Raw genomic sequence first — 25,502 nt, 5'->3', positions numbered from 1 at the left:
CGTCCCGGACCCGCCAGGGGACGGGACGTCGTCCGCCCGTCAGGGGACGGGCTCGGGACCGTGCTCCCGCACCGGCGAGCCGTCGGGGCGCACCATCATCGACAGCACGTACTCGGCGAGCGCGTGGAAGCTGCGGACCGCCGTCTCGTCGTCCTGCTCGACGAGCCACGCGATCTCGATCCCGTCGATGTACCCCGCGACGACCCGGGACAGGAACCCCATGTCCATCGTGTAGCTGACGTTCCCCCGCTCGGCCACGTTCTCGAGGAACCCGCGCGTCATCGCCCAGGTCTGCTCGAGGTGCGTGTGCGCGACGGAGCGCAGCGCGCGGCTGCGCACGCCCGCCGTCGCGAACTCGAAGGTGAGGAGCCGCATGTGACGACGCGGCGTCAGCCCGCTCCACAGGCCGTCGGCGGCGGCGTGGGCGAGCGCCACGACGTCGCCCTCGACGTCGAGCGCGGACCGGACGGGCTCGGAGGCCACGAGCGCGAGGCTGTTGCCCATCGCCTGGAGGAGCTCGTCCTTGTCCTCGAAGCAGTAGTGCACGACGCCGAGCGAGACCCCGGCCTCGGCCGCGACGCCGCGGATGGTCACGGCCTCGACGCCCTCGCGGACGGCGATGGTCATCGCGGCGTCGACGAGCTGGGCTCGGCGTTCCTCGACGGACATTCGGTTCATGTGCGATTCATCCCATGTGTCGTTCTTGGGAAAGTCAAACACATCGATGCGCTTCCAGCGATCGTAGAGGCAGGTGGCGGGCCTGGCACGCCGGACGGGAGCGGGCGAGAATGACGAGCCGGACCAGCCCCGGCCCCACCCCCGACGAAGGACTCCCGTGCCCCGACCGCGCCTGCCCCGCTCCCCCTGGACGCTCGCCCTCACGGCGGCCGTCGCGCTCGCCCTCGCGGGCTGCGGCGGGCCCGAGGACGCCGCCGGCGGCACGGAGCCGGTCGTGCACGACGTCCCCGAGATCCCGGTCCAGGTGACCGCGCCCCCGGACTGGGAGCGCGGCACGCGCGACGGCGCGTTCCTGCTGCGCGCGCCGAGCCGCACGGGTTCCGAGGACTTCCGGGCGAACGTCGTCGTCACGGGCGAGGAGTCGACGCACACCGTCGACGAGGCGGGCGCCGCGACGACGGCGGCGGTCGCCTCGATCCCCGGCTGGGTGCCCGACCCCGACGGGCAGGGCCCCACGACCCTCGCCGGGCTGCCCGCCTACCGCGTGGCCGGGACGTACGACGCCGCGGGCACCGCCGTCGCGCAGGAGATCGTGGCCGTGCGGACGGGCGACGGGCCGGGCGCGTGGGTCGTCGACCTCACGGCGTCGTACGCCGTCGACGACGCCGACGGCGCCGCGCAGGCGCGCGCGATCCTCGAGAGCGTCCAGGTCGCGCCCGCGGGCTGACGTCAGGCGGACGGCGCGACCCGGGCCACGAGGGCCGTGGCGACCGCCGCGACGCCCTCGCCGCGACCGGTGAGGCCCAGCCCGTCCGTCGTGGTCGCCGTGAGGGTCACCGGGGCCCCCGCGGCCGCCCCGAGCGCCGCCTCCGCCTCCGCGCGGCGCGGCCCGAGGCGCGGCCGGTTGCCGATCACCTGGACGGCCACGTTCCCGATCTCGAACCCCGCGGCCCGCACCCGGCGCGCGGCCTCCGCGAGCAGGCTCGCACCGCTCGCGCCCGCCCACTCGGGCGCGCTCGTGCCGAAGTTGGAGCCGAGGTCGCCGAGGCCTGTGGCCGAGAACAGCGCGTCCGCGGCGGCGTGCGCCGCGACGTCGGCGTCGGAGTGCCCGGCGAGCCCGCGCTCGCCCGGCCAGTGCAGACCGCCCAGCCACAGCGCTCGATCCTCGCCCTCGGTCGCGAACGCGTGGACGTCCACCCCGACGCCCGTGCGCGGGAGCGCCGGGACGGGGCCCGCGGCGGCCGGTGCGGTGGTGGGCGTCTCGGCCGGTGTCCCGGTGGAGCCTGCAGGGGTGGTCATCGGTCCTCCCGGAGCGTGAGCGCCGCGACCCGCAGGTCGTGCGCGGTGGTGATCTTGGCCGCCGCGGCGTCGCCGGGCACCACATGGACCGGGACGCCGAGCGCCTCGACCAGCCCGGCGTCGTCGGTCGCGGCGACGGACTCGTCGTCCGCGCGGTGCACCGCTGCCGCGTGCGCGCGGGCCAGGAGCTCGCCCTCGAACCCCTGCGGGGTCTGGACGGCGCGCAGCGCGCTCCGGTCGACCGTCTCGACCACGGGCTCCGCGCCGGACGCGTCTTCCGCGCCCGCGGGGGCGACGCGCTTGATCGTGTCCGTGACGGGGAGCCCCGGCACGACGGCCCCGTGGCCCGCGCGCACGGCCGCGACGACGCGGCGGACCAGCGACGGCGGCGCGAGGGGCCGTGCGGCGTCGTGGACGAGCACGACGTCGGCGGGCACGTCGCCCTCCGAGAGGTCGCGGCCGGCCCGGAGACCAGCCGCCACGGAGGCCTGACGGGTCCCCGCGCCCTCGACCACCCGGACCGGCCGGTCGACCGCGGGGTCGTCGGCCAGGAGCGTCGCGACGTGGTCGCGCAGCCCGGGCGGCGCGGTCACGACGAGCGCGTCCACGACCCCGGACGCGCACAGCCGTCGGGCGGCGTGCGCCACGAGCGGGAGGCCGTCGAGCTCGACGAGGGCCTTGGGCAGGTCCAGCCCGAGGCGGTTCCCGGAGCCTGCGGCGGTGAGGACGGCGAGAGTCGGCACGCGCACACGCTACCGGGCACTACGACGGGGAGGGCGCCGTCCGTACGGACTGCGCCCTCCCCGGTGGTCTGTGGCGCTGACTGCGCGGGCCGCGGCCCGGGACGTCAGGAGGCGAGCACCTCGTCGAGGATCGCCTCGGCCTTGTCCTCCTCGGTGTGCTCGGCCAGCGCGAGCTCCGAGACGAGGATCTGCCGTGCCTTCGAGAGCATGCGCTTCTCGCCGGCGGACAGACCGCGGTCGGCGTCGCGGCGGGAGAGGTCGCGCACGACCTCGGCGACCTTGATCACGTCGCCCGACGCGAGCTTCTCGAGGTTCGCCTTGTACCGGCGCGACCAGTTGGTCGGCTCCTCGGTGTAGGGTGCACGAAGCACCTCGAACACGCGGTCGAGACCCTCCTGGCCGACGACGTCACGCACGCCGACGAGGTCGACGTTCTCGGCTGGGACTTCGATGGTCAGGTCGCCCTGCGCGACCTTGAGCTTGAGGTAGATCTTGTCCTCTCCGCGGATGGTGCGCGTCTTGATCTCCTCGATCAGTGCGGCTCCGTGGTGCGGGTAGACAACGGTCTCGCCTACTGTGAACGTCATCTGCAGATGTCCCCTTTCGCGGTGGTCCACCTTACCACGCGGAAGGGCGGAAATCCGAGCCCCCGCGCCCCTTGACAAGCCCGTCACCAGCACGTTCGCCCAGGTCAGAGCCGTGTCAGCGCGCCTGACGAATCTCGAGGAGGGGCCCCTTCGGCCCCTCGGGAGCGCTCCGCGGGCCCTTTCAGGACCTTCACCTCGCACGACGACCACCGTCCCGGCGCGCCCGGAGCCACGTGACGCCGCTCACGCCGCGGTCGCGAGCCGGCCGTTCCGGCCGCCCCCGCCCTCCCGACGCACTAGGCTGGGCGCGGAATCCCGTCCCCCTTCTTGCAGCCCTGGAGTGCACGTGACCCGCATCCCGACCCCCCGAGCCTCGACCCGTGCGGAGTCCCGAGCGACCGGCCGTGCGCGCGCCTGGGCCGTGCCCCTCCTGGTCGCCGGTGTGGCCCTCGCGTCCGCCTGCTCCCCCATCGAGACGAACCGCCCGTACTCCCCCTCCGACGGCCTGCGGGTCGACCTCACCAGCGAGCTGCGCGGGCTCAACCTGCTCGTCGTGAGCGCGGAGGACGGCGAGCCGGGCGCCCTCGTCGGGGCCTTCGCCAACGACTCGACGGAGGACGTGGAGTTCGACGTGACGCCCGAGGGCGGCGCGCCGGTGACGATCCCCGTCGCGGCGGGCGAGACGGTCTACCTCGGCGCCGAGGACGGCTTCGACGCGCAGATCGGCCGCGTCGACGCGGAGCCGGGTGCGATGCTGCCCGTCACCGTGAGCGCGACGACGGGCGAGGAGCAGACCCTCTCCCTCCCCGTCCTCGACGGCACCCTCGAGGAGTACGCGCACCTCCTGCCGTGACGTCGTGCCGTGCTCTGGAACCGGCGGGGGGACCGCGTGGTCCGGTGCGTCCTCGACACGAACGGCACCGACGTCACGGGCTCGCTCCAGGGCAGCGCGACCTGATCCCCTGATCCGTCCCGCACGCCCGACGGCGCCCCTCCCCGCGCGGGGAGGGGCGCCGTCGGGCGTCGGGCCGGGGCCGTGACGGACGGGCTCAGGTCACCCGAAGCGGCCGGAGATGTAGTCCTCGGTGGCCTGCTGCGTGGGCGAGGAGAACATCGTCGCGGTGTCGTCCATCTCGATGAGGCGCCCGGGCTTGCCGGTGCCCGCGATGTTGAAGAACGCGGTGCGGTCGCTCACGCGCGCCGCCTGCTGCATGTTGTGCGTGACGATGACGATCGTGTACTCGTCCTTGAGCTCGGCGATGAGGTCCTCGATCGCGAGCGTGGAGATCGGGTCGAGCGCCGAGCACGGCTCGTCCATGAGGAGCACCTGGGGCTTGACGGCGATCGCGCGCGCGATGCACAGGCGCTGCTGCTGGCCGCCGGAGAGGCCCGAGCCCGGGCGGTCGAGGCGGTCCTTCACCTCGTTCCACAGGTTCGCGCCGCGCAGCGACGACTCGACGAGGTCCTCGGCGTCGGCCTTCGAGATGCGCTTGTTGTTGAGCTTCACCCCCGCGAGCACGTTCTCCTTGATGGACATCGTGGGGAACGGGTTCGGCCGCTGGAAGACCATGCCGACCTGGCGGCGGACGGCGACCGGGTCGACGTCGTCGCCGTAGAGGTCGACGCCCTCCATCGCGACGGTCCCCTCGACGCGTGCGCCGGGGATCACCTCGTGCATGCGGTTGAGCGTCCGCAGGAACGTCGACTTGCCGCAGCCGGACGGGCCGATGAAGGCCGTCACGGACTGGGGTTCGATCGTCATGCCGACGTCCTGCACCGCGAGGAAGTCGCCGTAGTAGATGTTGAGGTCCTTGACGTCGATGCGCTGTGCCATCGGGGCTGTCCTGTTCTAGCGGAGGGTCTTGGGCGCGAACCAGCGGGTGACGAGTCGCCCGACGAGGTTGAGCAGCATGACGATGAGGATCAGCGTCAGGGCGGCCGCCCAGGCCCGGTCGTAGTTGATGTCGGGGAGGCACACGGCGTCGGTGACGTTGCTGCAGGGCACCAGGCCCTGGCTGTACTGCCGGTAGACGTACACCGGGAGCGTCATCATGCGGCCCTCGAAGAGGTTGCCGTTGATCGAGTCGACGACGCCGACCGTGATGAGGAGCGGCGCCGTCTCGCCGATGACGCGCGCGACGGCGAGCATGACGCCCGTCGTGATGCCGGCGATCGACGTGCGGAGCACGACCCGCACGACGGTGAGCCACTTGGGCACGCCGAGCGCGTAGGCGGCCTCGCGCAGCTCGTTCGGCACGAGCCGGAGCATCTCCTCGCACGAGCGCACGACGACCGGGATCATGAGGACGGACAGCGCGACCGAGCCGACGATGCCCATGCGCACCCCCGGCCCGAACAGCACCGCGAAGAGCGCGTACGCGAAGAGGCCCGCGACGATCGACGGGATGCCGGTCATGACGTCGACGAAGAACGTCACGGCGCGCGCGAGCGGCCCGCGCCCGTACTCGACGAGGTAGATCGCGGCGAGCAGGCCGATCGGCACCGAGATCACCGCGGCGCCGAGGGTGATGAGGAGCGTGCCGAGGATCGCGTGGTAGATGCCGCCCGCGTCCATGCCGCCGAACACGCCGCGCATGGAGTGCGTCAGGAAGTAGACGTCGAACCGCTCCATGCCGTGCACGACGACGGTCCACGCGACGGACACGAGGGGCACCATCGCGAGCGCGAACGCGCCCCACATGAGGACCGTCATGGTGCGGTCCTTGCGGCGACGTCCGGCGTCCGCGCCGCGCAGGAGCGCGCGCACGGACGCGGTGCGCTCCGGGTCCGGTGCGGAGGCCCCGCGCGCGGGGCTGGTGCTGAGGGCGCTCATCAGTTGGCTCCCGAGAAGTCCTTGCGCCGCGCGACGATCGCGCGGGCGCCCATGTTGACGAGCAGGGTGATGACGAACAGCGCGAGGCCCGTCGCGATGAGGGCGCTCACCCCGAGCGGGTTCGCCTCGGGGAAGTCCGCCGCGATGTTCGCGGCGATCGTCTGCTGCTGCCCCGCCTGCAGGATCTTGAACGAGTAGAGGAGCCCGGGCGAGAGGATCATGAGCACGGCCATCGTCTCGCCGAGCGCGCGCCCGAGGCCGAGCATCGCGGCCGAGATGACGCCCGACCGCCCGAACGGGATGACCGCGGTGCGGATCATCTCCCAGCGCGTCGCACCGAGGGCGAGCGCGGCCTCCTCGTGGAGCTTCGGCGTCTGGAGGAACACCTCCCGGCTCACGGCCGTGATGATCGGCAGGATCATCACGGCGAGCACGAGCGCGACGGTGAGCAGCACACGACCGGTCGGCGACGCCGGGCCGGCGAAGAGCGGGAACCACCCGAGGGTGTCGGCGAGCCAGGACCACACCGGCACGACGACCGGCGGGAGGACGAGCGAGCCCCACAGGCCGTAGACGACGCTCGGGATCGCCGCGAGGAGGTCGACGACGTAGCCCAGGGTCGAGGCGAGCCGGCGGGGCGCGTAGTGGGAGATGAACAGCGCGATGCCCATCGCGACGGGCGTCGCGAGCACGAGCGAGAGCGCCGCCGCGAGCAGCGTGCCGAAGATCAGCGGCCCCACGAACGACAGGAGCGACGCGCCCTCGGGGAACCACGCGACCTGCTCGCTCAGCTCGGCCCCGCCCGCGCTGAGCGCGGGCCACGCCCGCAGCAGCAGGAAGATCGCGACCGCGGCCAGCACGGCGAGGATGAGCGCGCCGGCACCCGTCGCGGTCCAGCGGAACGCGCGGTTCACGCCGCGGTCGCTGTTGCGGGTGCGGCGGCGCGAGGTGCCCGCGCGACGCGCGGGCTCGGACGAGCCGCCCGGCGCGGGGCCCGGCGTCGTGGGTGGGGCTGTGGTGGTCACTCTCGTGCTCCCGGTGTGCTGTCCTGCGGCGTACGGTCTGGTCGCGGGTCGGGGGCGACGGGGCCCGCAGGCCCCGCCGCCCCCCGGCGCCCGGCGGTCGTCAGCCGGCGGCGCCGACCGTGATGGCCTCGACGGCCGCGTGGACGTCCGTGCGCAGGTCCTCCGAGATCGGCGCGCTGCCCGCGGCCGACGCGGAGGCCGACTGGCCCTCCTCGCTCGAGACGTAGGTGAGGAACGCCTTGACGAGGTCGCCCGTCGCCTCGTCCTCGTAGTTGAGGCACGCCACCGCGTACGAGACGAGCACCAGCGGGTAGGCGCCGGCCTCGGTCGTGGTGCGGTCCAGCTCGACCGCGATGTCGTGCTCGTGCCGGCCCTCGACGCGCGGCGACGCGTCGACGACCTTGGCAGCGGCCTCCGGGGAGTAGGCGACCCACTCCTCGCCGACCTTGATCTTCGCGGTGCCGAGGTCGCCGGCCTTCGAGGCGTCGGCGTAGCCGATGGTGCCCTCGCCGCCCTGGACGGTCTGCACGACGCCGGACGTGCCCTGCGCGGACTCGCCGCCCTGCGTCGGCCAGTCGCCGCTCGGCTCGTGGCCCCACGCGTCGCCCGCGGTCGCGGCGAGGTACTCGGTGAAGTTCTCGGTGGTGCCCGACTCGTCGGAGCGGTGGACGGGCGTGATCGCCACGTCGGGGAGCGTCGCGTCGGGGTTGTCGGCGGCGATCTCCGGCGCGTTCCACTGCGTGATGGTGCCGTTGAAGATGCCCGCGATCGTGGCCGGGGCGAGGTTCAGCTCGGCGACCTCCGGCAGGTTGTAGATGATCGCGATCGGGCTGACGTAGACGGGGAGGTCGATCGCGCCGTCGGGGCCGCACACGGCCTGCGACTGGGTGATCTCCTCCTCCTTGAGCACCGCGTCGGAGCCGGCGAACGCGACGCCGCCCTCGAGGAACTGGGTGCGGCCACCGCCGGAGCCGACCGGGTCGTAGTTGACCGTGACGTCGGGGTTCGCGCTCTGGAACCCGGCGCGCCACGCCTCCATGGCGGACTCCTGCGAGCTCGCGCCCGCACCGTTGAGCTCACCGCTGAGGTCGCTCGCGGTCTCGGACGAGCCCTCGGAGGAACCACCGGTGGAGCCGTCGGCGCCGCCGACGGGGTCGTCCGACCCGCACGCGGCGAGGGTCAGGGCGAGCGCGCCGACCGCGACGGCGGATCCTGCACGGGAGAATCGGCTGAGCTTCACTCTTCGTTCCATCCTGTTCACGCGTCTCGTGCCACCAGCGAGCGCCGGTGACGATCCCGACGCTAGGAGCGCCGGGTGACGCGTTCCCCGAGAGCGGGTGAACGACGGATGAACAGTGCACAGACCTTACGTGCCGGGCTGCCGGCTCGCACGACGGGCTCCGCGGCGTCGGACGACGACGGCCCCGGCGCGTCCGCGAGGGACGCACCGGGGCCGTCGTCGTGCCGGTCGTTCGTACTGGTCCGCGCCGGACGTCCGCGCCGGACGTCCGCGCCGGACGGGACCGCCGGGTCAGGCCTGCCCGACGCCGTCGGCGATCTTGTAGCCGAGGCCCCGCACCGTGAGGAGGTAGCGCGGGCTCGCGGGCTCGGGCTCGATCTTCGAGCGGATGCGCTTGACGTGGACGTCGAGGGTCTTGGTGTCCCCCACGTAGTCCGTGCCCCACACCCGGTCGATGAGCTGCCCGCGCGTGAGCACGCGGCCGGCGTTGCGCAGGAGCAGCTCGAGGAGCTCGAACTCCTTGAGCGGGAACGGCACGACCTCGCCGTCCACGCTCACGGTGTGCCGCTCGACGTCCATCCGGACGGGGCCGACCTCGAGCGCGCTCTCCGCGACCGGTTCGACGCCGGCCTCCCCGCCCTTGCGCCGCAGCACGGCGCGCACGCGCGCGAGCAGCTCGCGGAACGAGTACGGCTTGGTCACGTAGTCGTCCGCGCCCAGCTCCAGGCCGACGACCTTGTCGATCTCCGAGTCCTTCGCCGTGAGCATGATGACGGGGACGTCGCCGCGCTGGCGCAGCTCCCGGCACACCTCCGTGCCGCTCAGGCCGGGGAGCATGAGGTCGAGCAGGACGAGGTCCGCGCCGTCGGCGTCGTACCGCTCCAGGGCCTCCGTACCGGTCGCCGCCTCGACGACGTCGAAGCCCTCGCGCCGCAGCTGGTACGTCAGCGGGTCGCGGTACGACTCCTCGTCCTCCACCACCAGGATGCGCGTCACGCGCCTACCTCCTTGTTCCGTGCGCCCGCGTCCGGGGCGCCGTCGTCCGACGCGTGCTCGTGCGGCACGCGCTCGTGCTCGTCCGGTGCGCGACCCTCCGTCGCGTGCCCGTCGGGTGCCTGCTCGGCCACCCGGTCGGTCACCGTGCCGCGCGTCCGCGCGGCCGGGACGTTCGCCGCCGGGATGCGGAGCGTGAAGGTCGACCCGCGGCCCGGCTCGGACCACATCGTCACCTCGCCGCCGTGGTCGGCGGCGACGTGCTTGACGATGCTCAGCCCGAGGCCGGTGCCCCCCGTGTCGCGCGAGCGCGCCGGGTCGACGCGGTAGAACCGCTCGAAGACCCGCGCCTGCTCGTCGGCCGCGATCCCGATGCCCTGGTCCACGACGGCGATCTCGACGAGGTCGCCCGACCGCGTCACGCCGACGCCGACGCGCGTGTTCTCGCCCGAGTAGGCGACCGCGTTGTCGAGGAGGTTGCGCACCGCGGTGACGAGCAGGTTGTGGTCGCCGTAGACCGCGGCGTCCAGCTCGCCGCCCGTCGTGAGCACGATGCCCTTGCCCTGCGCGGTCGTGCGGGCGCGGTCGACGGCCTCCTCGACCACGCCGCGCACCGGCACGACCGTCACCTCCTGCAGGGCTCCCGCGACCTGGAGCCGCGACAGCTCGATGATCTCCTGCACGAGCGCGGACAGGCGCGTCGCCTCCGACTGCATGCGCGCGGCGAACCGGCGCACCGCCACCGGGTCGTCCGCGGCGTCCTGGACCGTCTCCGCGAGCAGCGCGAGCGCGCCCACCGGCGTCTTCAGCTCGTGGGACACGTTGACGACGAAGTCGCGGCGGATCGCCTCGACCCGACGCGCCTCCGTCCGGTCCTCCGCGAGCACGAGCACGTGGTGCGGGCCCACCTGGGCCACGCGCACCTGGAGCATCACCGTGCCCCGGCCGACGGGGCCGCGCGGGAGCTCGAGCTCCTCGTCGCGGATCACGCCGTCCCGGCGCACGTCGTCGATCATGTCGCGGATCGCGGCGTGCGCGATCGCGTCGCCGCGCACGACCCCCAGCGCGTACGCGGGCGGGCTGGCCCGCACGACCTCCCCCTCGCCGTCGAGCACGACGGCGGCGGACCGCAGCACGGCCAGCACCCGGACGAGGCCCTCGTCGAGCTCCGGCGCGGTCTCCTCGCGCACGGCGCGCTGCTGCCGCTCGCTCACGCGGAACGCGATCGCGGCGATCACGCCGACGACGATGCCCACGACACCGGCGAGCAGCACGGTCACGCCCTCGATCAGACTCTCGGCTTGCACCCGTCCAGCGTACGGTCGCGAGCGCTCCCTCCCGGCCCCACCGGACCCTGGGCGGGCCCGAGCCGCCAAGAGTTCACCTGACGGCGCACTGGTGTTCACCGGCCGGTCGACCACGCCTGGGAGCGTGTCAGGAGCCGACGGCGTGCCCGGGCGCCTCCCGGCGCGTCGGGGCGCACGCCGTCACGGACCGGACCGACCGGTCACGACGAGAGGGAAGCGATGCGGGAGATCTTCGAGGCCGAGCTGAAGCAGGTCGGCGACGACCTGGCCGAGATGAGCCGGCTGGTGGAGTCGGCCGTGAACCGCGCCGGGCAGGCGCTCCTCACGGCGGACCTGCAGCTCGCGCAGTCGGTGATCGGCGACGACCACACGATCGACGCCCTCGAGCGCGAGCTCGACGAGCGCTGCGTGCTGCTGCTCGCGCAGCAGCAGCCCGTCGCGACCGACCTGCGGGTCGTCGTCAGCGCGCTGCGCATGAGCGCCACGCTGGAGCGCATGGGCGACCTCGCGCGCCACATCGCGCAGGTCGCGCGCGGCCGCTACCCGGGCCGCGCGATCGAGCCGTCGCTGCACCGCACGTTCGAGCAGATGCACGACGCCGCCGTCCGCGTCGCGCGGCGCACCACGACGCTCCTCACGACGCGCGACCTCACCGTCGCCGCGAACATCGAGCGTGACGACGACCTGCTCGACAAGCTGCACCAGGACACGTTTAGCGCGCTGCTCGACGGCACGTGGACGGGCACGCCGCAGGAGACGGTCGACGTCACGCTCGTGGGCCGCTACTACGAGCGCTTCGGCGACCACGGGGTGTCGATCGCCAAGCGCGTGACGTACCTCGTGACGGGCGAGTTCGCCGACGACCGCGGCGCCCCGGCGGGCACCACGCGCGCGACCGCCTGACCCAGCGCCGGGAGCACCCGCTCGACCGACGCAGACGACCGTGGCCCGTCCGGATCTCCGGACGGGCCACGGTCGTGCGCGGGGTGGGGCCGGTCAGCGGCCCTGGTTCGCGACCGCCGCGGCGGCCTCGGCGGCGGCCTCGGGGTCGAGGTAGCGGCCGCCCTTCGTGACGGGCTTGAGGTCCTCGTCGAGCTCGTAGAGCAGCGGGATGCCGGTCGGGATGTTGAGCGCGGCGATGTCCTCGTCGGAGATGCCGTCGAGGTGCTTGACGATCGCGCGCAGCGAGTTGCCGTGCGCGGCGACCAGCACGGTCTTGCCCGCCTTGAGGTCGGGGACGACCTCGCCGTCCCAGTACGGCAGGGCGCGCTCGAGCACGTCCTTGAGGCACTCGGTGCGCACGACGGGGGCGTCGGCGTAGCGCGGGTCCGTGTCCTGCGAGAACTCGGAGCCGAGCTCGATCTCGGGCGGCGGGACGTCGTAGGAGCGGCGCCAGAGCATGAACTGCTCCTCGCCGAACTCCTCGAGCGTCTGCTTCTTGTTCTTGCCCTGGAGCGCACCGTAGTGCCGCTCGTTGAGGCGCCAGGACCGCTTCACGGGGATCCAGTGGCGGTCGGCCGCGTCGAGCGCGAGGTTCGCCGTCGTGATGGCGCGGCGCAGGAGCGAGGTGTGCACGACGTCGGGCAGGACGCCGGCCTCCGTGAGGAGCTGACCGCCGCGCTTCGCCTCCTCGGTGCCCTTCTCCGACAGGGCGACGTCCACCCAGCCGGTGAACAGGTTCTTGGCGTTCCATTCGCTCTCGCCGTGGCGGAGCAGCACGAGGGTGTAGGTCATGCCTCCATCCTGCCGCACGGCCTGGCGCCGCGGCACGCGCGTCCCACGTGGTGGTGACCGTCGCCGCGTGGCGTGGGACGAAGGTCCGGCCGGTACGGCACTGCCCGGAGCGCCGCGCCGTCCCGTGCGGGAGGGCCGGGAATCAGCGCGCCGTCGCGCACGTTCTCTCCCGCATGCCGATCGACGGAGAGTACGCACCGAGCCCGAGCACCTGGTCCCGCGAGCAGGCGGAGGCCTACGAGTCGTCCGGCGGGACGCGCAGCACGACCATGAACGGGATGCCCGTCGTCGTCCTCACGACGCTCGGGCGCCGCAGCGGCAAGGTCCGCAAGACCCCGCTCATGCGGGTCGAGCACGACGGCGCGTACGCGGTCGTCGCGTCGCTCGGCGGCGCGCCGAAGCACCCGGTCTGGTACCTCAACGTGCTCGCGCACCCGCGGGTCGAGCTGCAGGACGGCACCGAGCGGCACGACTACGTCGCGCGCGAGGTCCACGGCGAGGAGAAGGCGCTGTGGTGGGAGCGCGCGGTCGCGGCCTACCCGCCGTACGCCGACTACCAGGAGAAGACGTCGCGGGAGATCCCCGTCCTCGTGCTGGAGCGCGCGAGCGACTGACCCGCCGCGCGGCCCGTGCCGGTCCGCGCGGTCAGCGCGCCGCGCGGACCTTGCGCGCCTGCGCGTAGACGTCGAGCATCCGGACCGCCGCGACGTCCCACCCGAACCGCTCCCCCGCGCGTCGGGCGCCCTCGCCGAGGGTCGCGAGGCGGGCGTCGTCGGCGAGCAGGTCCGCGAGGACGCGCGCCCAGGTCGCCGGGTCGTGGTCGGGCACGAGGACGCCGGAGACCTGGTCCTCCACCACGGTCCGCAGCCCGCCGACGGCGGCCGCGACCACGGGCGTGCCGCTCGCCTCCGCCTCGGCCGCGACGAGCCCGAACGTCTCGTTGTGCGAGGGGACGGCGACGACGTCGGCCGCCCGGTACCAGCGCACGAGCTCGTCGCGCGGGACGGGCGGGCGCACGACGAGCCGGTCGCTCACGCCCACCTGGTAGGCGAGGGCCTCGAGCTCGCGGACGGCCGTCGGGCGGCCGCTGGGGCCACCGAGCACGACGAGCGTCGGCACGGGCTCCCCGCGCGCGGCGAGGACGCCGAGCGCTCGGACGAGCACGTCCGGGCCCTTGAGCGGCTGCACGCGCCCGGCGAAGAGGACGAGTCCGCCGTCCGCCGGCAGGCCGAGCCGGGCCCGCAGCGCGCGTCGCCGCTCGCGACGCGCCCGGGCGTCGCCGTTCGTGGCGCCCGGCGCCGGGGAGAACAGCTCGAGATCGACGCCCGGCGGCACGACGTGCACGCGCGCCGGGTCGGCCGCGTAGTCGCGCACGAGGTCCTGCGCCTCCGCGTCCGTGCTCGCGACGAGCGCGTCCGCCTCCGCGACGACCTGCTCCTCGCCGATGATGCGCCCGAGCGGCTCGGGCGCGTCGCCCGGCGCGAGCGCCGCGTTCTTCACGCGCGCGAGCGTGTGCATGGTGTGGACGAGCGGGACGTCCCAGCGGTCGGCGGCGAGCCACCCGACCTGCCCCGAGAGCCAGTAGTGCGTGTGCACGACGTCATACCAGCCCTCGCGGTGCCGCGCCTCGGCCCGGAGCACCCCGGCCGTGAACGCGCAGAGCTGGCCCGGGAGGTCGTTCTTGTCGAGCCCCTCGAAGGGCCCGGCGGCGACGTGGCGCACCGTCACGCCGTCGGACACCTCGACCACGGGCGGCTGGCTCGACGCCGTCGCGCGCGTGAAGATCTCGACCTGCGTGCCGCGGCGCGCGAGCGCGTGCGCGAGCTCGGTGACGTACACGTTCATGCCGCCCGCGTCGCCGGTGCCCGGCTGGTCGAGCGGCGACGTGTGCACCGAGAGCATCGCGACCCGCAGCGGGTCCGACGGGTCGGGGGCGGTTCCGCCCGGCAGGTCGAGCGTCGTCACGGCGGGTCAGGCCTCCACGACGCACGCCGGGGCCGGGAGCGCGAGCACGTCGAGCACCTGGGCGGCGCCGTCAGAGCGGCGCACGCGCAGGAGCGCGAGGTTCGACGTCGGGGCGTCCGGGCCGGCCACGGCGGGCCGCTCGATGAGCGGGTCGTCGTTCTGGTTCGCCACGACGACGAGGTCGTGGAGGGGCGCGTCGGCGTCCCCCTGGTCGGCCTCGGCGGCCGACCCCGCGCCGGTCGCGCCCCCGAGGATCGCGAAGTGGCGCGGCCACGCGCCGCCCACGGGCGAGTCGGCGAGGTGGCGCAGCGTCGGCACGCCGCCGTCCGGCCCCGGCTCGACCGCGTGCACCGCGAGCACGTCGGCGCCGCGCACCGCGGCGAGGACGCGCGTGCCGTCCGCCGTGACCGCGACGTGCGAGGGGTAGTTCCCGCCGTCGGCAGGAGCCGCGGCGTGCGTGACGTCGTAGCGCGCGACGACGTCGTAGGTGCGCACGCCGTCCGGCCCGTCCACCGGGGACAGCAGGAACAGCGCCGGGTCCAGCTCGCCGACGACGACGAGGTGCCCCGACGGCAGCGCCGCGAGGTGGCGCGGGCCCGTGCCGGGCGGGAAGGTCGCGACGACGCGGGCCGTCGAGCCGTCGGGCGCGGCCGGGTCGTGCCGGCGCAGCTCGTCGGTGCCGAGGTCGACGACGAGCACCGCGCCGCTGCCGTCGTCCGCCGCGCCGAGGTGCGCGAGGGGCGCGACGAAGTGCGCGTGCGGCCCCTCCTGGCGGTCGGCGACCGGGCCGGTCCCCGCGTGCCGGTGCCGGCGCGGCCCGACGTCGGACGCGGTCGCGTCGAGCGCGCCGTCGTCCGTCGTCGGCACGACCGTGAGGACGCCGTCGCCGTAGTTCGCGACGAGCACGTCACCGCTCACGGCGACGTGGCACGGGTACGAGCCGCCCGTGGCGACCGGGCCGCCCCGAGGGGCGAGGGCGCCGTCGGGCCCGACGGCGAACGCCGAGACGGAGCCGGCCTCCGTCTCCCCCACCGCGTAGAGCGTGTCGCCGTCGAGCGCCAGGAACGACGGCGACCCCGACGCGGCGGCGAGCGTACCGCCCCCGAAGGAGCCGGTGCCCGCGGCCGGGTCGACGTCGAGCTCGACGCGCCACACGCCCTCCGCGCCGCTCGGGTGCGGGTAGGTGCCGATCCAGAGGGCGCGGGTCGTGGAGGTCATGCCCCGAGCCTAGTTCTCCGCGCGGGCGGCTCGGCACGAGCGCCCCGGTGCTCGGTGAGACGACGCGTCAGTGCGCGGCGTCGTACGCGGTCTGGATCTCCTGGGAGATGCGCCCGCGGTCGTTGACCGTGTAGCCGTTGGCACGGGCCCACTCGCGGACCTCGGTCGCACGGGCCGAGCCGGACGAACGGCCGCCACCGCTGCGGCGGGCCGGCCGGGCCGAGCTCGTGCGGGACGAGACCTTGCGCGCGTTGCCGACCCACGAGGCAAAGGCGTCGCGCAGCTCTTGGGCATTCTTCGTGCTGAGGTCGATCTCGTAGGAGACGCCGTCGAGTGCGAACGTGACGGTCTCGTCGGCCGCACCCCCGTCGAGATCGTCGACGAGAATTACCTGGACTTTCTGGGCCACTGTGGTTTCCTCACGCTTCACAGGAATTGCTGTCGTCGTCAGGATGCCACCGCGAATGGCGAGCGTCAATTGAACACGCCGCGCCGACGGAACGTGCGCACCGTACCTGACGGGCAATTCTTGGACGGCGGTCCATCATTTCGGGACGCCGCCCGGCGGCCTTCCGCGAAGATCAGGAGTCGTGCGCGGGAGCAGCATTCCCGCGCGCGGCGGATTCCTGTTCCGCGTCGAGACGCGCTAGCGCGGCGCGCTCGTTGCGGTCCGCGCGCACGATCGCGCGCATCGCGACATAGAAGAGCACGCCGACGCCGATCGACGGGATCAGCGCCGCGAGGGTGGGCCAGATGTCCATGCTGTCGGTCCTAGGTTCTCGGCCGCGCTACTGCGCGGGCTTCACGAGCGGGAAGAGGATGGTCTCGCGGATGCCGAGACCGGTGAGCGCCATGAGCAGGCGGTCGATGCCCAGGCCCATCCCGCCGGACGGCGGCATCGCGTACTCCATCGCGGTGAGGAAGTCCTCGTCGATGCGCATGGCCTCCTCGTCGCCGGCCGCGGCGAGCAGGGCCTGCGCCTCGAACCGCTGCCGCTGGACCACCGGGTCCACGAGCTCGGAGTACGCCGTCGCGAGCTCGACGCCGCGCACGTAGAGGTCCCACTTCTCGACCTGCCCGCGCACCGTGCGGTGGTCGCGCGTCAGCGGCGAGGTCTCGACCGGGAAGTCCCGCACGAACGTGGGTGCCACCAGGTGGTCTCCCACGAGGTGCTCCCACAGGCCTTCGACGAGCTTTCCGTGATTGACGTTCTTCGGGTCGAAGGAGAGCTCGTGCTTGTCCGCGAACGCTCGCAGCGTCTCGACCGACGTCTCGGGGGTGATGTGCTCGCCCAGCGCGTCCGAGAGCGAGTCGTACATCTTCAGCTGCGTCCATTCCCCGCCGAGGTCGTACTCCGTGCCGTCGGCGAGCGTCACGAGCGTCGTGCCGAGAGCGTCCTGCGCGGCGCGCTGGACGAGGTTCTGGGTGAGCACGGCCATCGTGTCGTAGTCGCCGTAGGCCTCGTACGCCTCGAGCATCGCGAATTCCGGCGAGTGCGTGGAGTCCACGCCCTCGTTGCGGAAGTTGCGGTTGATCTCGAACACCTTCTCGACGCCGCCGACGGCCGCGCGCTTGAGGAACAGCTCGGGCGCGATGCGCAGGAACAGGTCGATGTCGAACGCATTCATGTGCGTCTCGAACTGACGCGCGGCGGCACCCTCCGGACGCGTCTGGAGCATCGGGGTCTCGACCTCGACGAAACCGCGCTCCCAGAAGTTCTCGCGGATCGAGCGCACGACGGCGGCGCGCAGGCGCACGGTGTCGCGTGCGGCCGGGCGGGCGATGAGGTCGACGTAGCGCTGGCGCACGCGCGCCTCCTCCGAGAGCTCCTTGTGGAGCACCGGGAGGGGACGCAGCGCCTTCGCGGCGATCTGCCACGCGTCCGCGAACACGCTCAGCTCGCCGCGGCGCGAGCTGATGACGCGGCCGTGCGCGAACAGGTGGTCGCCGAGGTCGACGTCGGACTTGAACGCCGCGAGGGACTCCTCCCCCACCACGGCCTGGCTGAGCATGACCTGCAGGCGGTTCCCCTCGCCGTCCTGCAGCGTGGCGAAGCACAGCTTGCCGGTGTTGCGCAGGAACACCACGCGGCCGGCGACGCCGACCTCGTCCTGCGTCTCCTCGCCCGTCTCCAGGTGCGCGTACGCGGCACGGACCTCGGCGATCGTGGTCGTGCGCGGCACCGAGACGGGGTAGGGCTCGTCGCCGCGCGCGAGGATCCGCTCGCGCTTCTCGCGGCGGACCTGCATCTGCTCGGGCACGTCGTCGACGTGGTCCTCGGGCTCGGGCACGGCAGGAGAGGGGGTTCCGGCGGGGGAGGTCACCCCTCGATTCTACCGACGCTCCCGCGTCCCCGAGGTAGAGCCGTGGTCGCGCGAGGTAGAGCCGTGGTCCGCCGAGGTAGAGCCGTGGTCGTGACCGGGGCTCTACCTCGCGGGACCGGGGCTCTCCCTCGGCGGGAGGGTGGGGAGGAGGTCGAGCGCGAGGTCGAGGATCGGGGCCGAGTGGGTGAGCGCGCCGACGGACAGGTAGTCGACGCCGGTGCCCGCGACCTCGCGCGCGCGGTCCAGCGTGAGGTTGCCCGTCGCCTCGAGCTCCACCTTCGCCGGGACGCCGTCCGTCCCCTCGCGCGCCCGCACGGCCGCGACCGTGTCGGCGAGGACCGGCGTCGGCATGTTGTCCAGGAGCAGGAAGTCGGCGCCCGCCGACAGCGCCTCGAGCGCCTGCGCGGTGGTGTCGGCCTCGACCTGCACGAGCACGTCCGGGAACGTGCGGCGGATCGCCTCGATCGCGGCGCTCACCGACCCCGCGGCCACGACGTGGTTGTCCTTGACCATCGCGACGTCGTACAGGCCCATGCGCTTGTTCGTGCCCCCGCCCGCGCGGACGGCGTACTTCTCGAGCGCGCGCAGCCCCGGGGTCGTCTTGCGCGTGTCGAGCACCTGGGCGCCGGTGCCGGCGAGCTCGCGCGCCCACGCGCGCGTCGCCGTCGCGACGCCCGACGCGCGGCTCGCGAGGTTGAGCAGCGTGCGCTCCGCCGCGAGCAGCACCTGGACCGGGCCGGTCAGCGCGGCGAGGACGCGGCCCCGGCCCACGGCCTCGCCGTCGGACGCGACGAACGTCACCTCGACGGGCGGGAGGCCGAACCGCTCCGCGACCTGGCGCGTCACCTCCTCGACCACCACGAGGCCCGCGACGACCCCGTCCGCGCGGGACACGAGGTGCGCGGTCCCGGTGGCCGACGCCGGCACCGTCGCCTGGGTGGTCACGTCGCGCCCGGGCACGGGGCCCAGGTCCTCGTCGAGCGCCCGCGCGACGGTCTCGGCGATCCACGCCGGGTCGAGGCCGGGCTCCACGCGGGACGGGACGGCGGACGGTGCTCCGCCGTCGGCGGGACGGGCGGGCACGGGCTCGGCAGGGCTGCTCACGGTCCCCCACGCTATCCGCTCGCGTGCCTGCAGCGCGCCGCTGCCCGGCGGCTCCCGGCCGCCGCCCGCCCACGCCGTCGCGCTGGACCGCGGTCGTGCAGGCCCGCGGTCGTGCGGGCCCGCGGTCGCGCGCCGCGCCTCAGCGGACGAGCAGGGTCCCGTCCGCGCCGAGCGAGACGAGCACGCGCCGCTCCCACGCGGGGTCGCTCGCCGGGAAGTCGGTGCGGAAGTGGCCGCCGCGGCTCTCGGTGCGCAGCGCCGCCGCGGCGGTGAGCGCGGTCGCGACCTGGTGCACGTTCGTCGTCTCCCACTCCGCGGCCTGCGGCTGCGCGACGACGTCGCTCGCCTCGTGCGCGTCGGTGCGGACCGCGGCGAGGCGGGCGGCGGCGGCCGCGAGCCCGTCGCCGTCGCGCAGGACGCCCGGGCCCGCGGACGCGATCGACTGGATGCGCGAGCGCGCGGCCGCCGCCACGAGGGCCGACGGCCCCGGACGGTCGACGGGCTCGCCCACCTCGAGCTCGCCCGCGGCCACGCGCTCCGTGATCTGCCGCGCCGCCCGTTGGGCGAAGACGAGCCCCTCGAGCAGCGAGTTCGACGCGAGGCGGTTCGCGCCGTGCACGCCCGTGCACGCGACCTCGCCGATCGCGTAGAGACCGTCGACGGTGGAGCGACCGTGCAGGTCCGTCACGACGCCGCCCGAGTGGTAGTGCTGGGCGGGCGCCACGGGGACGGGCTCCTCGGTCCAGTCGAGCCCGTTCTCGGCGAGCCGCTCGGTGATCGTCGGGAAGCGCGCGCGCAGGAACTCGGCACCGAGGTGCCGGGCGTCGAGCAGCACGTGGTCCGAGCCGGTCGCGGCCATCTGCCGCACGATCGCGTGCGCGACGACGTCGCGCGGCGCGAGCTCGGCCATGGGGTGCTGCGCGGGCATGAACCGGTGGCCGTCGGTGTCGAGGAGGATCGCGCCCTCGCCGCGCACGGCCTCCGAGATGAGCGGGAGCTGCCCCTTGGCGCCGAGGCCGAGCCACAGCACCGTGGGGTGGAACTGCACGAACTCGAGGTCGCCGAGCGTCGCGCCCGCGCGGAGCGCCGCGGCGATGCCGTCGCCCGTGGCCTGCGGCGGGTTCGTCGACGAGCGGAACACCTGCCCCACTCCCCCGGTCGCGAGCACGACGGCGCGCGCGAGGACCGCACCGACGCCGTCGCGCGAGCCCTCGCCGCGCACGTGGAGGGTCACGCCGCACGCGCGGGGAGCGCGGTCGCCCGAGCCGTCGGTCGTCAGCACGTCGAGCACGAGCGCGTTCTCGATGACCTCGATGCCCGGGTCGCGCCGCACGGCCTCGAGCTGCGCGACGAGCGCGCGCGAGATCTCCGCGCCCGTGGCGTCGCCGCCCGCGTGCGCGATCCGGTCGGCGTGGTGCCCGCCCTCGCGCGTGAGGGCGATGTCGCCGTTGGCCGCCCGGTCGAAGTTCGCGCCGCGCGCGACGAGCTCGCGCACGCGCGCGGGGCCCTCGGTGACGAGCACCTCGACGGCCGCCGGGTCGCACACGCCGGCCCCTGCGACGAGCGTGTCCGCGAGGTGCGCCTCAGGCGAGTCCTCGGGGTCGAGCGCGGCCGCGATGCCGCCCTGCGCCCAGACCGTCGACCCGGACGACAGCTCGCCCTTGGTGACGAGCAGGACGTGGGGCACGCGCGTGCGCAGCTCGAGCGCGGCCGTGAGGCCGGCGATGCCCGAGCCGACGACCACGACGTCCGCCGTCGTCGTCCACCCCGGTGCGGGGGCGGCGAGGGACCGGGCGAGGTGGGGCGCGGACGCCCCGCCGGCCCGGGTCACGCGGGGCGCACCGCGGAGGCCACGCCGCCGTCGTCGACCGCGCCGCGGAACGGGGCGAACGGCAGGCCGCTCGCCTCGAGGCCGTGGCCCGCGGGCACGAGCCCGGGCTCGTCGGAGAGCTCGACGATGCGGTTCTGCTCGTCCACGAAGACGACGTTCGGCAGGTAGGTGCGCGCGTCGGCGTCGTCGAGCATGCCGTAGGCGATGAGGATGACGACGTCGCCCGGACTCACGAGGTGCGCGGCGGCGCCGTTGATGCAGATCTGGCCCGCACCGCGCTCTCCCGGGATGACGTACGTCGTCAGGCGCGCGCCGTTGGTGACGTCCACGACGTCGACCTGCTGGCCCGGGTAGAGGTCCGCGGCGTCGAGCAGGTCGGCGTCCACGGTGATCGAGCCGACGTAGTGCAGGTCGGCCTGCGTCACCGTCGCGCGGTGGATCTTGCCGATCATCATGGGTCGCTGCAGCGACGCCGGACGTCGCGGCGGGCTCGGCGGGGTCTGCGCGGTCACGCGGTTCCTCCAGGTGCGGGGGCACGGCCCGCGGGGTCCGCCGCCCGGGTCGCGGGCGGCACGATCTCGACGGCCGTGTTGTCGATGAGACGCGTGGTGCCCACGCGTGCCGCGACCAGGAGGAGCCCGGGGCCGACGGCGCCGGGCGCCAGGTCCTCCACGGTAGCGGGATCGACGAGCACCACGTAATCGACATCAACGCCGTCGGTGGCCTCCAGGATTCCCCGCGCCGCGGCGAGCACGGACGGCGCGCCCTCCCCCGCGGCCGCGGCATCCCGCCCGGCGCGCAGCGCGCGGCTCAGCGCGAGCGCGTGCTCGTGCTCGGCCGGGGACAGGTACGCGTTGCGCGACGACCGCGCGAGGCCGTCCGCCTCGCGCACGGTCTCGACGGCCACGACCTCCACGTCGAGGTCGAGGTCGGCGACCATGCGGCGCACCGCGAGCAGCTGCTGCGCGTCCTTCGCCCCGAACACGGCGACGTCCGGCCGCACGAGGTGGAGCAGCTTGAGCACGACCGTGAGCACCCCGTCGAAGTGCCCGGGCCGCGACGCTCCCTCCAGCACCGTCCCGATGCGCCCCGACGTCACCCGGACGATCGGACCGTCGGCCGAGCCCAGGTCGGGGTAGAGCTCGTCGACGGGCGGTGCGAAGACGACGTCCGCGGCAGTGTCCGGGCCTGCCGCGGCGAGCAGCGCCACGTCGGCCGCGACGTCGCGCGGGTAGCGCTCGTAGTCCTCGCCGGGGCCGAACTGCAGCGGGTTGACGAAGTCGGTCACGACGACCTGGCCGTCGGGGCCCGCCTCCGCGCGCGCCCGGCGCACGAGCTCGAGGTGCCCGGCGTGCAGCGCGCCCATGGTCATGACGACGACGCGGCGCCCGTGCGGGTGCTCGGCGCGCCACGCGTCGAGCGCGGTGCGCAGCGCGGCGCGCGTCGTCACGACGGCCGGGGGCTCGGGTGCGACCGCTCCGGCGTCCGGGCGGGGGGTGCTCGTCATGCTCGTCCTTCGTCGTGCGGGTCCTGCGGGTCGTGCGGGTCGTGCGGGTCCTGCGGGTCGTACCGGTCCTGCGGGTCGTGCGGGTCCCGCGCGTCGAGCGGGGCGGCGTCGAGCGCGTCGAGGAGCTCGCGGGCCGCCTGCTCGCCCAGGCGACCGCCCGCGAGCGCGCGGTGCGTCGCCGCGCGGCTCAGCGCCCGGTACGACGGCGGCACGTCCCCCGCGTCGCTCGTCGCGGCGAGGGCGTCCAGTGCGGCGAGGTGCTCGCGGACGGTGCCGACGTCGCCCCGCGCCACCGGCCCGGTGAGCCCGAGGAGCGCGCCGGCGCCCGCGCCCGTCCCCGACTCGGCGCCCGCGTCGGCGCCCCGCGTCGCACCGTCGAGGGCGGCCGCGAGGAGCGGCGCGAGCGCGCGCCCGGGCTGGTCGACGCCCGCGGCCTCGAGCGCCTGCGCGGCCTGCGCCACGAGCACGACGAGGTGGTTCGCGCCGTGCGCGAGGGCCGCGTGGTAGAGCCCGCGCGACTCCTCCGCGACGACGACGGGCTCCCCGCCGAGCTCGACGACGAGCGCCTGCCCGATCGGCAGGACCGGGCCGGGCGCGGTGACGGCGAACGTCGTGCCCTCGAGCCGCGCGAGGTCGAGCGACGTGCCGGTGAACGTCATGGCGGGGTGCAGCGCGAGCGGGATGGCACCGGCGGCGCGCGCCGGGTCGAGGACGGCCGTGCCGTAGCGGCCCGAGGTGTGCACGACGATCTGGCCGGGCTGCCACGCCCCCGTCTCGGCGAGGCCGCGGACCAGGGCCGGGAGCGCGTCGTCGGGCACGGCGAGGAGCACGAGCTCGGCGCGCTCCACGACCTGCGGGACCTCGAGGACGGGCACCCCCGCGAGGAGGGTCTCGATGCGGTCGCGCGACGCGTCGGACACGCCGCTCGCGCCCACGACCGCGTGGCCGACGGCACGCAGGGCGCTGCCGAGGACCGCCCCGACGCGGCCGGCCCCGACGACGCCGACCCCGAGCCGCCCGGGGCGGCGACCGCCGTCCGCGGCGCTCACGCGTTCTCCTCGAGCGGGACGTCGTCGCGGCGCATCCAGAGCTCCGGCCCCGCGTGCGCGCGGGCCTCGCGGGCGCGCTCGGCCTGGGTGTCGAGGAGGCGCGCGGCGTCGCCCGCGTCGAGGTGCCGCACCTGGGGCGAGACCGGACCGGGCGTCGAGTGCACGGTGAACGACGCGACGTCGAGCCGGCGCTGCAGCGGGCCCTGCTCGAGCCCGAGCGACTGGGTGCGCTCGTGGGGCACGACGACGAGGGTGCGGAACACGCGCCCGCCGCGCAGCAGGAGGGCGCGGTCGGTGACGCTGAAGCCGTTCCGCCGCCACGCGACGAGGTCCAGGAGGCGCGCACGGCGCGGGGACGCGACGAAGTGCTGCCCGGCGTCGAGCCCGGACAGGCCCTCGTCGAGCAGGCCGCGGGGGTCGGGCGTGCCGAGGTCCGGCAGCACGAGCCACAGGGCCGCGAGCGCCTCGTCGCGCGTGCCGACGGGCAGGAGCACGCTCGTGCTGTCCGTCCCGTCGGTGCTGACGCCGTAGCCCGCGACGTTGACGTCGACGCGCCACCAGTCGGGGCCGCGCCAGAACGGGCCCTGCCGCAGCCGCACGGCCTGGACGCGACCGGGCGGGATCGTCTGCGAGCGGGTCTCCAGCAGCCCGTGGCGCAGGCGGATGCCGTCGGGCGAGATGGCGGACCGGAAGCCGAACTCCCCCGTGAACCGGGAGAACAGGAACCCGCCGAAGCCGAGCACGGCGGGCAGCGCGCTGAACAGGATCCCGATCTCGCGCGTGCCGACGACGACGCCCGCGATGCCGAGCACACCGAGGACGAGGCCGACCGTCGCGCCCGACCGCAGGAGCGAGGCGACGAGCCGACCCGGCCCGACGGCGGTCACGGGCTGCTCGGGCGCCTCGGCGACGAACGCCGGCGCGTCCGCCCCGGGCGCCTGGACGTCCCCGGCCGGCGCCCCGACGGCGCCGGGAGCACCCGGGACCGCGGGCGCACCGGCGACGCCGGGCGCCGTCGCGGCGGCCGGGCGCTCGCGCGCGACGCGCAGGCCCGCGGCACGCGCGAGGAGGTCGTTGCGCAGCCGGTTCGCCTCCGCCTCCTTGAGGAAGCCGAGCTTCACGCCCGAGTCCGCTCCCCCGGCGACCTCGAGCTTGAGCTCCGCGAGCCCGAAGAACCGGGCCAGGAGCGGCTGCACGACGTCGACCGCCTGGAGCCGGTCGAGGCGCGCCTTGCGCTGCTGCCGGAACAGCACGCCCGTGCGCAGGTGCACCGACTCGTCGTCGACCGCGTAGCTCGTCATGCGCCACGCGACCGCCGAGTACCCGAGCCCCACGAGCCCCACCACGAGGATGCCGAGGAGAATCATCCACCAGCGGTCGCCCTCGAGGAGGTTCTCCCCCTCGGGCAGCCCGTTGAGCGTCTGCTGGCCGACGACGACCAGGAGCACCGCGATGACCGTCCAGCCCCGCACGAGCGGGGTGACCGGGTGCACCCGGTGCCACACGAGGTCGTCGGTGGCCGGTGCGTCGTTCACAGGCCCGCCAGCCTCGCCTCGCCGCGCGACGCGAGCCGGTCGCGCAGGCGCTCCGCCTCGGCGGGCTCGAGACCGTCGATCGTCGCGTCGGTCGACGCGGACGCCGTGTGGAGCTGGACCTGGGCGATGCCGAGCTTGCGCGCGAGCGGCCCGGCCTGGACGTCGACGTACTGCATGCGGCCGTAGGGCACGACGACGAGCGTGCGGAACATGATGCCGTGGCGGATCAGGAGGTCGTCGTCACGCTCCGCGTAGCCGATCGCGCGGACCTGGCGCGGCACGAGGACGGCCGCCCACAGGCCCAGGAGCGCGAGCACGCCGAGCACGAGCCACTGCCACCAGTGCGGGAAGAGGATCGCGAGCACGACCACGGCGACGGCCGGGACCGCGAGCGTGATGCCCACGGACAGCAGGCGCGCCGTGACGAGCCGCGGCGACACGCGCGTCCACTCGATGCCGGGCGGGTCGAAGGGGCCGGTGCCGCGGGGGTCCTGGTCCCGTGCAGGGTCGGTCATGCGTCGATTCTCCCA

General features: G+C 74.7%; 27 protein-coding genes. 4 read left to right on the top strand and 23 right to left on the bottom strand.

The window, feature by feature from the left end; all coding sequences use genetic code 11:
* Positions 1 to 39: 39 nt before the first annotated feature.
* The gene (locus tag ACPCUX_RS05105; RefSeq protein WP_081599891.1) at positions 40 to 678 is read right to left on the bottom strand and encodes a TetR/AcrR family transcriptional regulator; all 639 of its coding nucleotides are present in this window, start codon (positions 676 to 678) and stop codon (positions 40 to 42) included.
* Between the two features lie 157 nt (positions 679 to 835).
* Between ACPCUX_RS05105 and ACPCUX_RS05100 the strand changes: the two genes are divergently transcribed.
* On the top strand, positions 836 to 1,405 hold the full coding sequence (locus ACPCUX_RS05100) for an LpqN/LpqT family lipoprotein (protein WP_423388276.1): 570 nt from the start codon (positions 836 to 838) through the stop codon (positions 1,403 to 1,405).
* Positions 1,406 to 1,407: 2 nt separating this feature from the next.
* On the opposite strand, the gene ispF is transcribed toward ACPCUX_RS05100, so the two are convergent.
* From ispF to ACPCUX_RS05085, 3 genes are all read right to left on the bottom strand, one after another.
* Positions 1,408 to 1,977: a 2-C-methyl-D-erythritol 2,4-cyclodiphosphate synthase gene (ispF, locus tag ACPCUX_RS05095; protein ID WP_423388275.1), complete on the bottom strand. Its 570-nt coding sequence runs from the start codon at positions 1,975 to 1,977 to the stop codon at positions 1,408 to 1,410.
* Positions 1,974 to 2,720, bottom strand: a complete 747-nt coding sequence (gene ispD, locus ACPCUX_RS05090; RefSeq protein ID WP_423388274.1) for a 2-C-methyl-D-erythritol 4-phosphate cytidylyltransferase — start codon at positions 2,718 to 2,720, stop codon at positions 1,974 to 1,976. Before ispD ends, ispF begins: the two co-directional genes overlap by 4 nt.
* Before the next feature lie 104 nt (positions 2,721 to 2,824).
* A complete protein-coding gene (locus tag ACPCUX_RS05085; protein WP_031315710.1) occupies positions 2,825 to 3,307 on the bottom strand; it encodes a CarD family transcriptional regulator in 483 nt (160 codons plus the stop codon).
* A 442-nt stretch (positions 3,308 to 3,749) separates the two neighbouring features.
* On the opposite strand from ACPCUX_RS05085, the gene ACPCUX_RS05080 reads away from it, so the two are divergent.
* Positions 3,750 to 4,160, top strand: a complete 411-nt coding sequence (locus ACPCUX_RS05080) for a hypothetical protein (RefSeq protein WP_081895923.1) — start codon at positions 3,750 to 3,752, stop codon at positions 4,158 to 4,160.
* Positions 4,161 to 4,361: 201 nt separating this feature from the next.
* Here the strand turns inward: ACPCUX_RS05080 and pstB are convergent, their stop codons facing one another.
* The 6 genes from pstB to ACPCUX_RS05050 form a co-directional block, all read right to left on the bottom strand.
* Entirely contained in the window at positions 4,362 to 5,141 is a 780-nt protein-coding gene (pstB, locus tag ACPCUX_RS05075) for a phosphate ABC transporter ATP-binding protein PstB (protein ID WP_034654020.1), read from the bottom strand.
* A 15-nt stretch (positions 5,142 to 5,156) separates the two neighbouring features.
* Positions 5,157 to 6,140, bottom strand: coding sequence for a phosphate ABC transporter permease PstA (gene pstA / locus ACPCUX_RS05070; protein WP_021481980.1), 984 nt, complete (start codon positions 6,138 to 6,140; stop codon positions 5,157 to 5,159).
* Positions 6,140 to 7,165: a phosphate ABC transporter permease subunit PstC gene (pstC, locus tag ACPCUX_RS05065; protein ID WP_423388273.1), complete on the bottom strand. Its 1,026-nt coding sequence runs from the start codon at positions 7,163 to 7,165 to the stop codon at positions 6,140 to 6,142. Before pstC ends, pstA begins: the two co-directional genes overlap by 1 nt.
* A gap of 100 nt (positions 7,166 to 7,265) precedes the next feature.
* A complete protein-coding gene (pstS, locus tag ACPCUX_RS05060) occupies positions 7,266 to 8,405 on the bottom strand; it encodes a phosphate ABC transporter substrate-binding protein PstS (RefSeq protein ID WP_021483683.1) in 1,140 nt (379 codons plus the stop codon).
* Positions 8,406 to 8,696: 291 nt separating this feature from the next.
* A complete protein-coding gene (locus ACPCUX_RS05055) occupies positions 8,697 to 9,401 on the bottom strand; it encodes a response regulator transcription factor (protein ID WP_034650424.1) in 705 nt (234 codons plus the stop codon).
* Entirely contained in the window at positions 9,398 to 10,705 is a 1,308-nt protein-coding gene (locus tag ACPCUX_RS05050; RefSeq protein ID WP_228485070.1) for a sensor histidine kinase, read from the bottom strand. Before ACPCUX_RS05050 ends, ACPCUX_RS05055 begins: the two co-directional genes overlap by 4 nt.
* Positions 10,706 to 10,924: 219 nt before the next feature.
* Here ACPCUX_RS05050 and phoU point away from each other — a divergent pair, with 219 nt between their 5' ends.
* Complete coding sequence (phoU, locus tag ACPCUX_RS05045; RefSeq protein WP_021482507.1) at positions 10,925 to 11,608, top strand: phosphate signaling complex protein PhoU; 684 nt, start codon at positions 10,925 to 10,927, stop codon at positions 11,606 to 11,608.
* Positions 11,609 to 11,701: 93 nt separating this feature from the next.
* Here phoU and ACPCUX_RS05040 read toward each other — a convergent pair whose 3' ends face one another.
* Positions 11,702 to 12,439 (bottom strand): phosphoglyceromutase, encoded by a 738-nt coding sequence (locus ACPCUX_RS05040; RefSeq protein WP_021482508.1) that lies wholly within the window; start codon positions 12,437 to 12,439, stop codon positions 11,702 to 11,704.
* Between the two features lie 173 nt (positions 12,440 to 12,612).
* Here ACPCUX_RS05040 and ACPCUX_RS05035 point away from each other — a divergent pair, with 173 nt between their 5' ends.
* A complete protein-coding gene (locus tag ACPCUX_RS05035; protein WP_423388272.1) occupies positions 12,613 to 13,053 on the top strand; it encodes a nitroreductase family deazaflavin-dependent oxidoreductase in 441 nt (146 codons plus the stop codon).
* Between the two features lie 31 nt (positions 13,054 to 13,084).
* Here the strand turns inward: ACPCUX_RS05035 and mshA are convergent, their stop codons facing one another.
* The 12 genes from mshA to ACPCUX_RS04975 form a co-directional block, all read right to left on the bottom strand.
* Entirely contained in the window at positions 13,085 to 14,341 is a 1,257-nt protein-coding gene (mshA, locus tag ACPCUX_RS05030) for a D-inositol-3-phosphate glycosyltransferase (RefSeq protein ID WP_423388331.1), read from the bottom strand.
* Positions 14,342 to 14,410: 69 nt separating this feature from the next.
* Complete coding sequence (locus ACPCUX_RS05025) at positions 14,411 to 15,622, bottom strand: lactonase family protein (protein WP_423388271.1); 1,212 nt, start codon at positions 15,620 to 15,622, stop codon at positions 14,411 to 14,413.
* 67 nt (positions 15,623 to 15,689) lie between these two features.
* Positions 15,690 to 16,031 (bottom strand): histone-like nucleoid-structuring protein Lsr2, encoded by a 342-nt coding sequence (locus ACPCUX_RS05020; protein WP_021483784.1) that lies wholly within the window; start codon positions 16,029 to 16,031, stop codon positions 15,690 to 15,692.
* Between the two features lie 172 nt (positions 16,032 to 16,203).
* Entirely contained in the window at positions 16,204 to 16,383 is a 180-nt protein-coding gene (locus ACPCUX_RS05015) for a hypothetical protein (RefSeq protein ID WP_021483783.1), read from the bottom strand.
* Positions 16,384 to 16,410: 27 nt separating this feature from the next.
* Positions 16,411 to 17,871: a lysine--tRNA ligase gene (gene lysS, locus ACPCUX_RS05010; protein WP_082774819.1), complete on the bottom strand. Its 1,461-nt coding sequence runs from the start codon at positions 17,869 to 17,871 to the stop codon at positions 16,411 to 16,413.
* Between the two features lie 177 nt (positions 17,872 to 18,048).
* Positions 18,049 to 19,029 carry a carboxylating nicotinate-nucleotide diphosphorylase gene (nadC, locus tag ACPCUX_RS05005; RefSeq protein WP_051027897.1) on the bottom strand — a complete coding sequence of 327 codons (981 nt, stop codon included), beginning with the start codon at positions 19,027 to 19,029 and terminating at the stop codon, positions 18,049 to 18,051.
* Positions 19,030 to 19,189: 160 nt separating this feature from the next.
* Positions 19,190 to 20,881 carry an L-aspartate oxidase gene (locus ACPCUX_RS05000; protein WP_423388270.1) on the bottom strand — a complete coding sequence of 564 codons (1,692 nt, stop codon included), beginning with the start codon at positions 20,879 to 20,881 and terminating at the stop codon, positions 19,190 to 19,192.
* Positions 20,878 to 21,336, bottom strand: coding sequence for an aspartate 1-decarboxylase (panD, locus tag ACPCUX_RS04995; protein WP_051028700.1), 459 nt, complete (start codon positions 21,334 to 21,336; stop codon positions 20,878 to 20,880). Before panD ends, ACPCUX_RS05000 begins: the two co-directional genes overlap by 4 nt.
* A 53-nt stretch (positions 21,337 to 21,389) precedes the next feature.
* On the bottom strand, positions 21,390 to 22,388 hold the full coding sequence (gene panC / locus ACPCUX_RS04990) for a pantoate--beta-alanine ligase (RefSeq protein ID WP_396052707.1): 999 nt from the start codon (positions 22,386 to 22,388) through the stop codon (positions 21,390 to 21,392).
* On the bottom strand, positions 22,385 to 23,437 hold the full coding sequence (locus ACPCUX_RS04985; protein ID WP_423388269.1) for a Rossmann-like and DUF2520 domain-containing protein: 1,053 nt from the start codon (positions 23,435 to 23,437) through the stop codon (positions 22,385 to 22,387). The genes panC and ACPCUX_RS04985 overlap by 4 nt, the downstream gene beginning before the upstream one ends.
* The gene (locus ACPCUX_RS04980) at positions 23,434 to 24,972 is read right to left on the bottom strand and encodes a PH domain-containing protein (RefSeq protein ID WP_423388268.1); all 1,539 of its coding nucleotides are present in this window, start codon (positions 24,970 to 24,972) and stop codon (positions 23,434 to 23,436) included. The genes ACPCUX_RS04985 and ACPCUX_RS04980 overlap by 4 nt, the downstream gene beginning before the upstream one ends.
* On the bottom strand, positions 24,969 to 25,487 hold the full coding sequence (locus tag ACPCUX_RS04975; RefSeq protein WP_043660504.1) for a PH domain-containing protein: 519 nt from the start codon (positions 25,485 to 25,487) through the stop codon (positions 24,969 to 24,971). Before ACPCUX_RS04975 ends, ACPCUX_RS04980 begins: the two co-directional genes overlap by 4 nt.
* Positions 25,488 to 25,502: the final 15 nt, after the last annotated feature.

The sequence above is a fragment of the Cellulosimicrobium sp. AB352 genome (assembly GCF_049538415.1).
GTDB lineage: Bacteria > Actinomycetota > Actinomycetes > Actinomycetales > Cellulomonadaceae > Cellulosimicrobium > Cellulosimicrobium funkei.
Note: the sequence above shows the minus strand (reverse complement) of the source record. Positions and strands in the feature narration are given on the sequence as shown.